This window comes from Pararobbsia silviterrae, from assembly GCF_003628125.1.
GTDB lineage: Bacteria > Pseudomonadota > Gammaproteobacteria > Burkholderiales > Burkholderiaceae > Pararobbsia > Pararobbsia silviterrae.
Genome location: NZ_RBZU01000003.1, coordinates 265,552 through 279,931, shown reverse-complemented (window position 1 = coordinate 279,931; position 14,380 = coordinate 265,552). Strand labels below are relative to the sequence as shown.

The following is a 14,380-nucleotide window of genomic DNA, read 5'->3' as shown; positions in this document are numbered from 1 at the left end:
ACGGACACCACGGAGATCACGGAACCCGTCATGAAATTAGCGTGCTTCAACCATTACCGCGTCGGCGTCGTCGTCGATGCGGGCATCGTCGATGTGACCCATGTGCTGCCCGATTTTCTCGACGCGTTGCCCGCGCAACGCCTCAACTGGTTGATCGGTCACTGGTCGGAGCTTGAGTCGAAGGTGGCCGCGGCGGCCGAGCGCGGCGCGGCGCTGGCGCCGTCGGATGTGAACCTGCTGGCCGCGAACCCGGGCGCGAGCCAGATGTTCGCCGCGCCGGTCAATTACCGGAAGCATATCGGCGAACTCGGCGATCGGGCCGTGGTGGCCGCGGGGCGCACGGCGCGTGAACAAGGCTTCTTTCTCAAGGCGACCGGCAGTCTGATCGGGTCGGGCTCGACGATCCGGTTGCCCAAGGGCTCGCAGCGCCGCTTCGATCATGAGTCCGAACTGGCGGTGATCATCGGACGCGAAGCGCGCGATGTGCCGCGCGAGCATGCGCTCGAACACGTGTTCGGTTATGCATGCCTGATCGACGGCACGATGCGCATCGAGAAGGGGCACGGCGAGGAGGAGCGCACGATGCGCAAGTCCTTCGATACGTTCACGCCGCTGGGGCCGTATGTCGTCACGGCGGACGAAGTCGGCGACGCGGGCGCGCTGTCCAATCGACTCTGGGTCAACGGCGAATTGCGCCAATCGGCGAGCACGCAGGACATGATTGTCGGCATCGCCGAGCTCATCGAGATGATCAGCTCGGTGGTAACATTGCGACCCGGCGACGTGATTGCCACCGGCACGCCCGATGGCGTCGGCCCGATCCATCCGGGCGACACCGTCACGATGGAGATCGAGCGCGTCGGCCGCCTCAGCGTGTCGGTCGGCGAACGCGAAAGCGTGTCGCCTCGCGCATACTGATTCCGATCCCTTTCCCCTGATGCTCGAATTCCAGCCTGTCAAATCCAAGCGTGTGAGCGACGAGGTCGAGGACCAGATCAGACGCTTGCTCGTCGCGGGCGACCTGCAACCCGGGGACAAGCTGCCGTCGGAACGCGATCTCGCGCTGCAACTCGGCGTGGGCCGCAATGCGCTGCGCGAGGCGTTGCGGAGTCTGGAAATGGCGGGTGTCGTCGAACTGCGCAAGGGGCCCAAGGGGGGCTCGTTCGTGACGCACGGCACCACCGAGCAGCTCACGCAGGGCTTGCGCGACCTGATGACGCTGCAGGCCGTGACCATCGAACAGATCACCGAGGCGCGCAATCTGTTCGAGCAGGCCGTCGTGCAGACGGTGTGCCGCACGGCGACCGAGGACGACTGGGATCAGTTGGAGCAGGTGCTGCAAGCCGCGCGCGATGCATACGCTCGCAAGGACTACGATACGAAGCTGCGCAAGCTCGTCGAGTTTCATATCGTGCTCGCGCACGCGACGCATAACCCGGTGCTGGTCTTCGTCATGAAATCGATCATGGATTTCATGCTCGAATATGTGCTCGACATCGGTCCGGATCGCAACGATCTGTCGTTGATCGCGGTCGGCCGGATTCTCGATGCGCTGCGCGCGCGCGATGCGCGCGCGGCGAGCCACGAAATGAGCGAGCACCTCGAACGGCTCAACGAGCGGTATATGGGCTACGAGCGCCGCAAGAAGCGCGCGCGCCGCTCGGGCGCGGCCGCTGCCGAGACCTGAAGCCGCGCGCGACGATTCAGGCAGCGGGCCAGTGCTTGGTCTCGCTCCAGCCGCCGTCGACGGCGATCACCTGTCCGTTGATATACGACGCGTCGTCCGAGCACAGGAAGGCCACCGCGGCCGCCACTTCATCGGGTGTGCCCGCGCGTCCTAACGGCGTTGCGCCGACCATCGTCGACTTGTACCACGGGTTCGTTTCGAGTCGCTCCGCGGTCAATGGCGTGGCGATCAGCCCCGGTGCGACCGCATTCACGCGCAAGCCGCGCGCGCCGTAGTCGGCGGCCATTTGCCGCGTAAGGCCGGCGACGGCCGCTTTGCTCGCCGAATAGGGCGCGCTGTTCATGAACCCGCGCAATCCGAACACCGACGCGACGTTGACGATCGCGTTCGAGCCTTGGCCGACGCGGATCACGAACGAACGGCTCAGTCGCATCAATGCGCGCACATTGATGTTCAGATAGCGATCGATATCGTCGTCGGTGCTCTCGTGCAGCGACTTTGCCGCGCCCACGCCGGCATTGTTGATGAGCCATTGAGGCGTGCCGAACACGCGCGCGCACGTATCCATGATCGTGTCGGGCGCGTCGTTCGCGCCGAGATCGACGACCGCGTCATGCAGCTTGACGCGCGCGTGGTCCGCCGCGAGCGTGCGGGTCTCGTCGAGTCCGGCCTGGCTGCGATCCGTCGCGAGCACACGGGCGCCCTCCGCGAGCAATCGAAGTGCGATCGAGCGACCGATGCCGGAACCCGCTCCGGTCACGATGGCGATGCGGCCGTCGAAGCGAGATGACTGCGCGGTGGACGATGTGCTCACTTTGGGTTGTCTCCTGAGGAAATATCGGCCGTGACGGCCGCGAGTTTGGATGGGTCGATCAGCAGGCTCAGGCCGTCTTGCGTGCGCAGATGGTCGCGCAGCGCGAGGCCCGCGTAGTAGACGTGTTCGTACATGATGGCCGAGGCGCGCCAGACGTCGCGCGCGATGATCGCGGTGATCACGCGGTGATGGTCGTCGTGCGAACGTTTGAGGACGTCGAAGTTTTGCCAGAGGATCACGCGATCCGATACGAGCGGCAGATTGTTGTTCTGCCGGATCGTTTCAGCGAGCCGTGCGTTGCCGGTCGCCTGGATGATGCCCTCGTGGATGCCCACATTCATGCGGCGATAGGGCAGCAGATCGTCGTCCGCGAAATAGCCCTTGCGCAAGATGCGGTCGCCTTCCTCGACGCACCGCATGAGCACGCTTTCCTGTTCGCGCGTGATGCCGCGCTCGGCCGCCCTGCGCGCGGCGAGACTCTCCAGGCTCGCGCGGATCTCATAGACGTCCATGAGTTCGGTGATATCGAACTGCCGGACGAAATACCCGCGGTTGGGCAAATAGACGAGATAACCCTCGCTCGCGAGCGTATTGAGCGCCGTGCGCACCGGCGTGCGCGACACCCCGAGGCGTTCGGCGATCCACATCTCCTGCACGTGCTGTCCCAGCTTGAGCTCGCCTTGCACGATCAATTCGCGTAGTTCGTCCGTCACGGATTGCGTCCGTGTTTTCAGGGAATCGGCGAGCGCTTGGGGTCGGTCGCTGGCGGGGCTCATACGCATGTTCCTCGTGCTGTGTAAGCGAAGGCGCCATTATCAGACAGGCGTCCAATTCTTAAGATTGTATACACACGTATGTAAAACATGCTTTGGCGTTGGAGCTTGATGAGTCGGACGGCAGGTTATCACAGGGAATTCAGTGTAAAGACAGGATGTTGCACCGGGATTACCCCAGCTATTTTTTGTTCATTGAACACTTAAACTTAATTTTGTATCCAAAATGAAAAACAGCGAGGTAGAACATGAATGCACTGACGGGCGTGGCGCTCGTGACCGGAGGCGGGCGCGGTATCGGATTGGCGATCGCTCGCAAGCTCGCCGATGAAGGCATGACCATCGCCATCGCCGATCTCGAACAGGCGCAGGCGGAAGAGGGGCGCAGCCAGTTGTCCGGTCGCGGGCATCTCGCGGTCGAAATGGACGTGCGCGACGAGGCTTCCGTGGATCGCGGCTTCGACACGGTCGAGCGCGAGCTTGGACCGGTCCGCGTACTCGTCTCGAATGCGGGTGTGCTGCTGTCCGGCGCGAACGGTCAGCGTCCGCAGCTCTGGGAGATCGACCTCGATAACTGGGAAACCACGTTCTCGGTCAATGCGCGCGGCACCTTCCTGTGCTCGCGCGCCTTCGTCACGCGGCGGCGCGCGAATCCGGTCGCCGATGGCCGTGTCGTGACGCTGTCGTCGGTCGCCGCACAGCTCGGCGGATATCGATCGAGTGCGGCCTATATCGCCAGCAAGTCGGCCGTGATCGGCCTGACGAAAGCGGTCGCGCGCGAAGGCGCGGCGTTCGGCATCACGGCGAATTCGGTCGCGCCGGGTCTTATCGATGCGCCGATGTTCCATCAGACGGTCAAGGGCGGTGTGACGGCCGACGTCAATTCGATGATTCCCGTCGGGCGTCTGGGTCAGTCCGAGGACGTGGCGAACGCGGTCGCGTTTCTCGCATCGCCGGGCGCCGGTTACATCACGGGCACGGTCGTCGATGTCAACGGCGGCTATCGCATGCAGTGACGCGACTCCCCACGTATCGAGGCAACGGATATGCAAGGCATTCAGGGTGAAGTCTTCTTCGTGACGGGCGGCGCGCAGGGCGTCGGCTTCGCGGTCGCGCAGGCGATCGGCACGGCCGGCGGCGCGGTCGCGATCGCGGACATCAGCGAAGCGGGCGTGCAGGCCGCGGTCGAACGGCTCGCGCAACAGGGCATTCGCGCGCGCGGCGATGTGCTCGACGTCCGCGATGGTGTTGCGACACGCGACGTCGTCGCGCGCATCGAACAGGATCTCGGACCGCTCGCGGGGCTCGTCCCGTGCGCGGGAATCACGCGCACGCGTCCCGCCGAATCGATGGACGAGGATGCGTGGCGCGATGTGCTCGACATCAACGTGACAGGCACGTTTTATTCGTGTCAGGCGGCCGGCCGCGTCATGCTCGAACGCGAACGCGGCGTCATCGTGACGATCGCGTCGATCACGAGCTTCGGCGGCCAGCCGGGCCGCGTGAACTACGCGGCGTCGAAATGGGCCGTCGCCGGCATGACGAAGTCGCTCGCCGTCGAATGGGGCGGCCGCGGCATCCGCGTGAATGCCGTCGGTCCGAATGCGGTCGATACGCCGATGTTGCGCAAGGGCGTGCCCGAGCGTTTCGTCGACGACATCATGTGCGACCGCACGCCGCTTGGGCGCGTCGCGCGCGCCGAGGAAATCGCGTCGGTCGTGCTGTTTCTGCTCTCGGATAGCGCGTCGTATATCAACGGCGCCGTGATCCCCGTCGACGGCGGCCTGACCGCGGGGTTCCTCACGCACCGCCAGGGTCGCGATTACGCAAGCACCGCGCTCGAACACGCGCGCGCCTAAATCAAGCCGGTCACTGAACATCGAGGAGACAACATGACAAGAAAATGGATTGCCGCGGCTGCGCTCGGCGCGGTCTGGAGCGTGGCCGCTCACGCCGAACCGCTGAAGATCGCGATGATCGAGGCGCTGTCGGGCCCGGCCGCGCAGACCGGCATCGCGTTCGACGAAGGCATGCGCTACGGCGTCGCGAAGATCAATGAGGCCGGCGGCTTCAACGGCGCGAAGGTCGAGCTCAAGGAATACGACAATCAAGGCGGTCCGACGGGCGCGGCCGAAAAGCTCAAGCTCGCGATCGCGGACGGCGCGCGCATCGTCTCGTCGGCATCGTCGTCCGCGGTTGCGGCGCAATTGACCGAAGACATCCGCAAGTACAACCTGCGCAATCCGGGCAAGGAAATCATCTACTACAACGTGGGCTCGGAGGCGTACGACCTCACGGCCGACAAGTGTCAGTTCTGGTTCTTCCGGATGGCGACCAATCCGTACGTGCGCATGAACGCGCTCGTGCGCGTCATGTCGCAGACGGGCGTGCTCGGCACGAAGGTCTATTCGATCAATCAGAACTATTCATACGGTATCGACCAGCAGAACGCGCAGGCGGCGGCCGTCAAGAAGTGGAGCAACGGCAAGGCCACGATCGTCGAAGCGACGCTGCACGATACGAACAAGATCCAGGATTTCTCGCCCTACGTCGCGAAGATCAAGGCGTCGGGCGCGCAGACCGTGCTGTCGGGCAACTGGGCCAACGACATCATCCTGCTCGAGAAGGCCGCGGGCGACGCGGGTCTGAAGGTCCGGTTCGGCAACACCTCGCTCGATACGCCGGGCACGCTCGGCAATATCGGCGAATCCGCGCAAGGCTCGTATCTCGTCAAGATCTACAACCTCGAAGCGGGCGGCGACGCCGGCAAGACGTTCATCGAAGACTTCAAGAGCAAGATCGGTCACTACCCGTACACGGAAGAGCCGACGGCCGTCTTCGCGATGATGCTGCTCGGCAACGCGTTGAAGACCGTCGATGCGAAGGGCGGCGCCGTCGACGCGACGAAGATCGCGCTCGCGCTCGAGAAGACGACCTATGCGTCGCCGATCGGTCAATGGTCGATTCGCAAGGAAGACCACCAGGCCATCATGCCGATCACGGTCAGCGAGGTCAGCAAGGATGCGCGCTACAAGGTCGACGGGACCGATATGGGCTTCAAGCTCATCAGCGTCGTCTCGGCGCAGGATGCGGCCGTCGCGGTGTCGCCCGACTGCAAGATGAAGCGGCCCGATTGAGCGCGGCGGGCGCGATGCCCGCCCGATCGGCATCGATCGCGTGACGCGCGGACGACGAACGACGGGCAGCGTCCCGTGCGCGTCAGACGTCGCTCGTCGCATGTCGCGCGACATCGATGCCCCCTTGCACGAACCGGATGGATCGCAACATGGAATTCCTTACTGTCTCGGCCCTCAACGGACTCATCTATGGGTTGTTGCTCTTCGCGGTGTCCGCGGGGCTCACGCTGATCTTCGGCATGATGGGCGTGATCAACTTCGCGCATGCGTCGTTCTATATGCTCGGCGCGTATTTCGCCTATTCGTTGTCGCACGTCGTCGGCTTCTGGGGGGCCATCGTGCTCGCGCCGATCGCGGTCGGCGCGATCGGCGTCCTCGTCGAACGTTTCATGCTCAGACGCGTGCACGCATACGGACACGCGCATGAATTGCTGCTGACGTTCGGGCTCGCGTTTATCTTCGGCGAGCTCATGAAGATGTTCTACGGCGACTATGCCGTCAACTACACCGAACCCGCGCAGCTGCATTTCGCGGCGTTTACCGTCTTCGGCGCCGACTATCCGTTCTATCGCCTGTTCGTAGGTCTCGTCTCGCTGCTGCTGTTCGTGCTGTTGTTCGTCGTGCTGCGGCGCACGCGGATCGGCATCGTCGTGCGCGCGGCCGTGCGTCTGCCCGAGATGGTCGGCGCGCTCGGCCACAACGTGCCGCTCGTCTTCATGGGCGTCTTCGGTCTCGGCGCGTGGATGGCGGGTCTCGCGGGCGCGGTCGGCGGCGCGCTGTTCACGACGAATCCGAACATGGCGCTCGATCTCGGCGTCACGGTGTTCGTGGTCGTCGTCGTCGGGGGACTCGGTTCGCTCGAAGGCGCGTTGATCGCGTCGCTGCTGATCGGACTGCTCACGTCGTTCGCCGCGGGCATCGATTGTTCGATCGCCGATATCGCGGGATGGGTCGGGCTGCACGATCAGGTCGCCGCGCTCGGATCGCTGACGACGCTGAACCTCTCGACCTTCGCCGCGGCGATGCCGGTCATCGTGATGCTCGCCGTGTTGTTGCTGCGACCCGCGGGGCTGCTTGGAACGAGGAACTGACATGAACACTCGATCAATCGTCGGTGCGTGGGTCGTGACCCTCGCCGTGCTCGTGATCGTTCCGCTGATGCTCGCGCCGAGCCAGGTCGGCGCGATGTCGCAGATGCTGATCGCGGCGTTGTTTGCGCTGGCGTTCAGTTTGCTGATCGGTCAGGGCGGCATGCTGTCGTTCGGGCACGCGGCGTATTTCGCGATCGGCTGCTTCGCGACGGTGCACGCGATGGACGCGGTCGACAAGGGCAGCCTCGTGCTGCCGACTCCGCTGATGCCCATCGTGGGCGGCGTGGCGGCGCTGATCGTCGGCATCGTGGCCGGCTATTTCGCGACCTTGCGCAGCGGCGTCTATTTCTCGATGGTCACGCTCGCCATCGCGGAACTGCTGCATACGATCGCGCCGAATCTCAAGGAACTCTTCGGCGGCGAGACGGGCGTGTCGTCGATGCGTCAGCCGTGGGGGGCGATCGGGTTCGGACAGGAGATCCAGGTCTATTACCTCGTGCTCGTCTGGGTCGCCTTGGCCGCGCTCGCGATGTTCCTGTTCACGCGGACCGCGTTCGGGCGCCTGACGGTCGCGTTGCGCGAAAACGAGCGGCGCGTGGCGTTTCTCGGCTACAACGTCCATCGCACGAAGATCGTCGTGTTCGCGTTGTCGGCCATGTTCTCGGGCATCGCGGGCGGCTTGCTCGCGCTGACCAACGAAAGCGCGAACTATCTGCTGTTCGATCTCAGCTATTCGGCGAACGTGCTGCTCTACAGCTTTATCGGCGGCACGGCCTTTTTCTTCGGGCCGGCGGCGGGCGCGGCGGTCATGACGGTGTTCGGCTATGCCGTCTCCGAAATGACGCACCAGTGGCTGCTCTACCAAGGGCTCGTCTTCGTCGCCGTCATGATGTACGCGCCGTCGGGGCTCGCCGGGTTCGTCGTGACGCACGTGCGTCAGATCGCGCGCGGCGAGGGACGCGATCTGCGCACGCGCGCGTGCATGTGCGCGTTCTCGATCGTGATCGCCGCGTGTCTCGTGTTCCTCTGCGAACTCGCGGGCGCCGCGTTCTCGCGCGACTACAAGGCCAAGATCGCGCGCGACGGCATCTGGGATCCCGTCTCGATCTTCGGGCATGGCTGGGCGCCCGATCATGCGCTCGTGTGGGTCGTGCCTGTGCTTGCCATCGTCGCATGCGGATGGGCCTTGCATCGGATCACGCGTGCGGTGCCCGCTCGACTTGCGCTGGCGACGCTTCAGGAAGGGGGGAATTCGTGAACGCCGCTCTCGAGGTTCAAGCGCTTCGCAAGCATTTCGGCGGTTCGGAGATCATTCGCGGTCTCTCGCTCGACGTTCGCGATGGCGAACGGCATGCCGTCATCGGTCCGAACGGCGCGGGCAAATCGACGTTGTTCCATCTGATCTCGGGTCTGCTCAAACCGACCGCGGGCAGCGTACGGCTTCACGGCCGCGAGATCGCGGGCCTCGCGCCGCACGAGATCAATCGGCAGGGCCTGTCGCGCTCGTTTCAGATCACGACGATCTTTCCGCGCATGACCGTGTTCGAGAATCTGCGCATCAGCGCGATGGCGCGGCATGGCAGCCGTTATGGCCTGCTGCGTTTCGCGTCGCGACAGTCGGCCGTCAATGCCGACGCGGAACAGCTGCTCGAACTCGTGCGACTGGTCCCGCTGCGCGACAAGCTGGCGGGCAATCTCACGTATTCCGAGCAGCGCGCGCTCGAGATCGGCATGGCGCTCGGACCGGGCGGCGACGTGATCCTGCTCGACGAGCCGACCGCGGGCATGTCGAACGACGAGTCGCTCTATATCGTCGATCTCGTCCGGCGCGTGACGCAAGGCAAGACCCTGCTCGTCATCGAACACGATATGGAAGTCGTGTTCCGTCTGGCCGATCGGATCTCGGTGCTCGTCTACGGACAGATCATCGCGACGGACGCGCCCGAAGCCATCCGAGCCAATGCGCAGGTGCAGGAAGCCTATCTCGGCGAGGAAATCGAATGAGCCTGCTTCAGGTCAGCAATCTGCACGCGCACTACGACAAGAGTCACGTGCTCAAGAGCGTCAATCTTCGCGTCGAGGCCGGCGAGATCGTGAGTCTGCTCGGCCGTAACGGGTCGGGGCGCTCGACGACGCTCAAGGCGCTCGCGGGCCTCGTGCCGCCGACCACGGGCTCGATCCGTCTCGGCGGTCGCGAACTCGCGCACGAAGCGCCGCACCGGATCGCGCGCGCGGGCATCGGTTACGTGCCCGAAGAGCGTCTCGTGTTTCCCGATCTGAGCGTCGAGGAAAACCTTCAGATCGGCATGCAGCCCGCGACGCGCGGCGCACATGTCTGGGACATCGAACAGATGTACGCGTATTTCCCGCGGCTGCGCGAGCGGCGCAAGACCCATGCGGGCAATCTGTCGGGCGGCGAACAGCAGATGCTCACGCTGTGCCGCTCGTTGCTCGGTCATCCGTCGGTGCTGCTCGTCGACGAACCGACCGAAGGGCTCGCGCCGAAGATCGTGACGCACCTCGTCGACGTGATCGAGGACATCAACCGGCGCGGGGTGACGGTCTTGCTTGTCGAACAGAAGATGACGATCGCGCTGCGTGTCGCGCATCGGTGTTTGATCATGGGTCGCGGTCAGATCGTATTCGAGGGCACGCCGGCGCAACTGCGTGCGAATGCCGAAGTGCGGCGCAACTGGTTGGAGGTGGGCGGATGAAGCGGGATGAGCCAACGCATCTCGGATGGGATGGGAGCTGGGATGCCGAATGCGATGTCGTCGTCGTGGGGTCGGGCGCGGGGGGCATGTCGGCGGCGTTGACCGCGGCGCATGCTGGGCTGCGCGTGACGGTCATCGAAAAGACGGCCTATTTCGGCGGAAGCACGGCCGTGTCGGGCGGCGCCGTGTGGATTCCGGAGAACACGCTGATGGCCGGCGTCGGACATACCGACAGCCGCGCATCGGTCATGCGGTATCTCGATGCGACGATCGGCCCGCGCATGCGGCCCGAACTCATGCGCGCCTATCTCGACAACGGTCCGCGCATGGTCGAGTTCATGCACGCGCATACGTCCGCCGTGCGATTCACCTCGCGCGCGTTGTCGCCCGACTACCAGTCCGATCTCGACGGCGCGTCGATGGGTGGGCGTACGCTCGATCCGGCCGAGTTCGATGCGCGTGTGCTCGGCGCCCGGTTCGACGAGGTCAGGCGGCCGTATCCGCAATTCATGGCGCTCGGCGGCATGATGGTCAATCGCAAGGACATCGATCGCTTGCTCGCGGCGTTCACGACGGTCGAAGGCTTCGCGCATAGCACGAAGCTCGTCTGGCGCTATCTGCGCGACCGCACGCGCTTTTCGCGCGGCACGCGGCTCTTGCTGGGCAATGCGCTTGCCGCGCGTCTGTTCAAGTCGGCCATCGACGCGGGCATCACGCTGATGTCGCGGACGTCGGCGCACCAGTTGATTCACGCCGACGACCGGATCGTGGGCATCGTGGTCGTGCGCGATGGCAAACACACGGCGATTCGCGCGCGGCACGCCGTCGTCCTCGCGTCGGGCGGCTTCGCCGCGAGCCCGGCATGGCGCGCGCGCCATGTCCCGCACGCCGAGCAGCACAGCTCGCTGTCGCCCGAGGGCAATACCGGCGACGGCATGACGCTCGCGCTCGACGTCGGCGCGCAGCTCGCGCGCGGCAATGCGAGCAACGCGTTCTGGTCGCCCGTCTCGCGGATGAAGCTCGACGATGGTTCCGCGCGCGTCTTTCCCCATCTCGTGACGGATCGGCAGAAGCCCGGGGTCATTGCGGTCAACGCGAAGGGGCGGCGGTTCACGAACGAATCGGCGTCGTATCACGCGTTCGTCAATGCGATGCACGACACGCAGACCTTGCCGGCCTACTTGATCTGCGACAGCGCATGTCTGCGCCAATACGGTCTCGGCCTCGTACGACCGGCGGTGCAGGGGTTCGGCTGGGCGACGTCGTATCGCCGCTATCTGCGCAGCGGCTATCTGATTCGCGGCAATACGATCGCCGACCTCGCGAAGCAACTCGGTATCGACGCGCACGCGCTTGAACAGACCGTGTCGAAGGCCAATCTCAGCGCGCGAACCGGGCGCGACGCCGAGTTCGGTCGCGGCACGCAGGCGTACAGCCAATACCTCGGCGATCCCGCGCATGGACCGAACCCGTGTCTCGGCCCCATCAGCACGGGGCCGTTCTATGCGGTGGTGCTCTATCCCGGCGATATCGGCAGCGCGCTCGGGCTGCAGACGAACGCGAATGCACAGGTGCTCGACGACGCGGGCGAGCCGATAACCGGCCTGTATGCGTGCGGCAACGACATGAACTCGGTCATGGCCGGCAACTACCCCGCCGCGGGGATCACGCTCGGCCCCGCTTTGACCTTCGGCTATATCGTGGGCCGCGAGATCGCGGCCCATGCGAAAGCGCCCGCCGCGCAAGGAATCGAAACGCAATGAAAATTTTTTACCATCCCGCCTCGCCGTTCGTCCGCAAGGTACATGTGACCGCGCTCGAGCTGGGTCTCGACGATCGGCTCGAAAAGCTCACGAGCGCGGCACATCCGATTCGGCGCGACGCGAATATCGTCAAGTTCAATCCGACCGGAAAGGTACCAGCCTTTTTTACAGATTCGGATGAACCCCTCTACGACTCGCGCGTGATCTGCGAATATCTCGATCACGTCGACGGGCGCTCGATCATCTTTCCGACGCCCGGCGAGGCACGCTGGCGCGCGTTGCGGGAGCAGGCGATCGGCGACGGCTTGCTCGATGCGGCGCTGCTCGCGCGCTACGAACTCACGGTGCGTCCGCCCGAGATGGTGTGGCTGCCGTGGCGCGAAGGCCAGCTCGACAAAGTGCGTTCGAGTCTCGACGAAATCGAAGCGCGCGTCGACGCGTTCGGCGACCGCTTCGATATCGGCACGCTGACGATCGCATGCGCGTTGGGGTATCTGGATTTTCGCTTTGCCGATTTCGATTGGCGTACCGCACACCCGAAGGCCGCCGCGTGGTTCAAGCACGTGAGCGAGCGGCCGTCGTTGGCGCAGTCGTTTCCGCGCGATCTGAACGCGCGGTGACCGAGAAGGGCGGCTTCGACGCGCGTCACGTCGGCCGCCCCGATTCTTTTCCACTATTCAAGGATTACTTAAAAGCGGACCGCTGAGAACCTTCGCAAAACGCATTGGTTTGTCGGACGCATCGAAGCTCATAGCATGAATGTCCTTGCTACGACATCGATGAGACGACCATGGGCGTGTCCGCTCAGTCCCGCGAGCGGCGCGACGCCGTCAGTCCCTTGCTTCGGGTTGAATCGGTCTCCAAATCTTACGGACCGGTCACCGTTCTTCAAGACGTCTCGCTCGACATCGAGGCGGGCAGCGTCGTCAGCATCGTCGGAGAGAACGGGGCGGGCAAATCGACGCTGATGAATATGCTGAGCGGCATCGTCGCGCCCGATTCGGGTTCGATCCGCCTGCGGCAGACGCGCTTCGCCCCCTCCGATTACCGCGCCGCGACCGAACTCGGCGTCTCGCGCGTGTTTCAAGAGCAGTCGCTCGTGCTCAACGTGCCGGTCTACGCGAACCTCGTGCTGGGCCAGGCGCATCGCTTTTCCCGATTCGGCGTGTTCGACGATCGCCGCGCCATGATCGATGTGGCGCAGCGCATCGTCGCGGACGCGGGACTCGATATCGACGTGACCCGCATCACGGCGACCTACGATTTTTCCGCGCGGCAATCGATCGAGATCGCGCGCGCGTGCCTCGCGCCGCATCATGTGCTCGGCATCGAGACGCCGCTGATTCTGCTCGACGAGCCCACCTCCGCACTCGATCGCCGCGACGAAGAGACGTTCTTTACGCTGATCGAGACGCTTCGCGCGCGCGCGGCGTTCCTGTTCGTCTCGCACCGATTGTCTGAAGTCCTGCGCATCGCCGACGTCATTTACGTCATGAAGGACGGGCGCATCGTCGGCCGGCGCGCCGCGTCGCAGACCGACGAAAACGAATTGCACAGCCTGATGGTCGGACGCGAGCGCGCCGACGATTTCTATTTTCAGTCGCGCCGTCGCGCGCGCGCCCACAGCGATGCGCCCGCGCTCGTCGTCAAAGGACTCACGCTCGCGGGCGAGTATCACGACATCGATTTCGAAGTCCGCGCGGGCGAGATCGTCGGTATCGGCGGCCTGCTCGATTCGGGCAAGAGCGCGCTGGGCAAGGGGATCGCGGGCGTCGACGAACCCGATGCGGGGACGGTCGCGCTCAACGGTCAGCCGGCACGCCGTCCCGACATCGTCGATGCCGTCGCGCACGGACTCGCCTACGTGCCCGCGGAGCGGCTCACCGACGGGCTGATCGCGTCGGTGAGCACGGCCTGGAACGTGTCGCTCGCGAGCGGCCGGGATCTGTTCTCGAATCGCTGGGGCGCATGGCGGATCGAACGCGAACGACGCGTGGCGGCGCGGTACATCGAATCGCTGCGCATCCGTTCGGCGACGCCCGATACGACGACCGACCGATTGTCCGGCGGCAACCAGCAAAAAGTCGTGCTGGCGCGTTGGCTCTGTCGCGAACCGCGCGTGCTGGTGCTCGATAACCCGACGCGCGGCATCGATGCCGGCGCGAAAGAAGATATCTACGGCTTGCTGCGCGATCTGACGGATCAGGGCGTCGCCATCGTGCTGATCACCGACGAACTGCTCGAGCTGATCGGCCTGGCCAATCGCGTGCTGATCCTGCAGCGCGGGCGCATCAGCGCAGAGGTCGACATCGGCCCGGACGCCGCGCCGACGGAGCGCGAACTCGTCGCGCACATGCTGCCGAAGGGGCGCGACGAAGCCGCGCTCGACACGCATCCATAG

Annotated in this window: 14 protein-coding genes and 1 pseudogene; 13 read left to right on the top strand and 2 right to left on the bottom strand. The window is 64.7% G+C overall.

All coding sequences use genetic code 11. From position 1 onward, the window contains the following. The first annotated feature begins 30 nt into the window (after positions 1 to 30). Together D7S86_RS09400 and D7S86_RS09395 are read left to right on the top strand one after the other, a co-directional pair. On the top strand, positions 31 to 918 hold the full coding sequence (locus D7S86_RS09400) for a fumarylacetoacetate hydrolase family protein (protein WP_121085695.1): 888 nt from the start codon (positions 31 to 33) through the stop codon (positions 916 to 918). Positions 919 to 937: 19 nt separating this feature from the next. After that, entirely contained in the window at positions 938 to 1,687 is a 750-nt protein-coding gene (locus D7S86_RS09395) for a FadR/GntR family transcriptional regulator (RefSeq protein WP_158601914.1), read from the top strand. 16 nt (positions 1,688 to 1,703) lie between these two features. Here the strand turns inward: D7S86_RS09395 and D7S86_RS09390 are convergent, their stop codons facing one another. After that, a complete protein-coding gene (locus tag D7S86_RS09390) occupies positions 1,704 to 2,501 on the bottom strand; it encodes an SDR family NAD(P)-dependent oxidoreductase (RefSeq protein WP_121085691.1) in 798 nt (265 codons plus the stop codon). Then, positions 2,498 to 3,214, bottom strand: coding sequence for a GntR family transcriptional regulator (locus D7S86_RS09385; RefSeq protein WP_158601913.1), 717 nt, complete (start codon positions 3,212 to 3,214; stop codon positions 2,498 to 2,500). Before D7S86_RS09385 ends, D7S86_RS09390 begins: the two co-directional genes overlap by 4 nt. A 308-nt stretch (positions 3,215 to 3,522) precedes the next feature. Between D7S86_RS09385 and D7S86_RS09380 the strand changes: the two genes are divergently transcribed. The 11 genes and pseudogenes from D7S86_RS09380 to D7S86_RS09335 all read left to right on the top strand — a co-directional run bounded on the left by D7S86_RS09380 (position 3,523) and on the right by D7S86_RS09335 (position 14,380). Continuing rightward, a complete protein-coding gene (locus D7S86_RS09380; protein ID WP_121085687.1) occupies positions 3,523 to 4,290 on the top strand; it encodes an SDR family NAD(P)-dependent oxidoreductase in 768 nt (255 codons plus the stop codon). Positions 4,291 to 4,320: 30 nt separating this feature from the next. Next, positions 4,321 to 5,133, top strand: a complete 813-nt coding sequence (locus D7S86_RS09375; protein WP_121085685.1) for an SDR family NAD(P)-dependent oxidoreductase — start codon at positions 4,321 to 4,323, stop codon at positions 5,131 to 5,133. Between the two features lie 33 nt (positions 5,134 to 5,166). Further along, positions 5,167 to 6,411: an ABC transporter substrate-binding protein gene (locus D7S86_RS09370; RefSeq protein WP_121085683.1), complete on the top strand. Its 1,245-nt coding sequence runs from the start codon at positions 5,167 to 5,169 to the stop codon at positions 6,409 to 6,411. A gap of 149 nt (positions 6,412 to 6,560) precedes the next feature. Then, entirely contained in the window at positions 6,561 to 7,502 is a 942-nt protein-coding gene (locus D7S86_RS09365) for a branched-chain amino acid ABC transporter permease (protein ID WP_121086092.1), read from the top strand. Position 7,503: 1 nt separating this feature from the next. After that, a complete protein-coding gene (locus tag D7S86_RS09360; protein WP_121085681.1) occupies positions 7,504 to 8,760 on the top strand; it encodes a branched-chain amino acid ABC transporter permease in 1,257 nt (418 codons plus the stop codon). A 65-nt stretch (positions 8,761 to 8,825) separates the two neighbouring features. Next, positions 8,826 to 9,272 (top strand): annotated as a pseudogene (locus D7S86_RS30640) (ATP-binding cassette domain-containing protein); the annotation flags it as partial. 15 nt (positions 9,273 to 9,287) lie between these two features. Then, a complete protein-coding gene (locus D7S86_RS30635) occupies positions 9,288 to 9,506 on the top strand; it encodes an ABC transporter ATP-binding protein C-terminal domain-containing protein (RefSeq protein WP_420813223.1) in 219 nt (72 codons plus the stop codon). Further along, positions 9,503 to 10,216 carry an ABC transporter ATP-binding protein gene (locus tag D7S86_RS09350; RefSeq protein WP_121085677.1) on the top strand — a complete coding sequence of 238 codons (714 nt, stop codon included), beginning with the start codon at positions 9,503 to 9,505 and terminating at the stop codon, positions 10,214 to 10,216. Before D7S86_RS30635 ends, D7S86_RS09350 begins: the two co-directional genes overlap by 4 nt. Next, positions 10,213 to 11,979 (top strand): FAD-dependent oxidoreductase, encoded by a 1,767-nt coding sequence (locus tag D7S86_RS09345; RefSeq protein ID WP_121085675.1) that lies wholly within the window; start codon positions 10,213 to 10,215, stop codon positions 11,977 to 11,979. The genes D7S86_RS09350 and D7S86_RS09345 overlap by 4 nt, the downstream gene beginning before the upstream one ends. Next, entirely contained in the window at positions 11,976 to 12,599 is a 624-nt protein-coding gene (locus D7S86_RS09340; RefSeq protein WP_121085673.1) for a glutathione S-transferase, read from the top strand. The genes D7S86_RS09345 and D7S86_RS09340 overlap by 4 nt, the downstream gene beginning before the upstream one ends. Before the next feature lie 176 nt (positions 12,600 to 12,775). Continuing rightward, on the top strand, positions 12,776 to 14,380 hold the full coding sequence (locus D7S86_RS09335; RefSeq protein ID WP_158601912.1) for a sugar ABC transporter ATP-binding protein: 1,605 nt from the start codon (positions 12,776 to 12,778) through the stop codon (positions 14,378 to 14,380).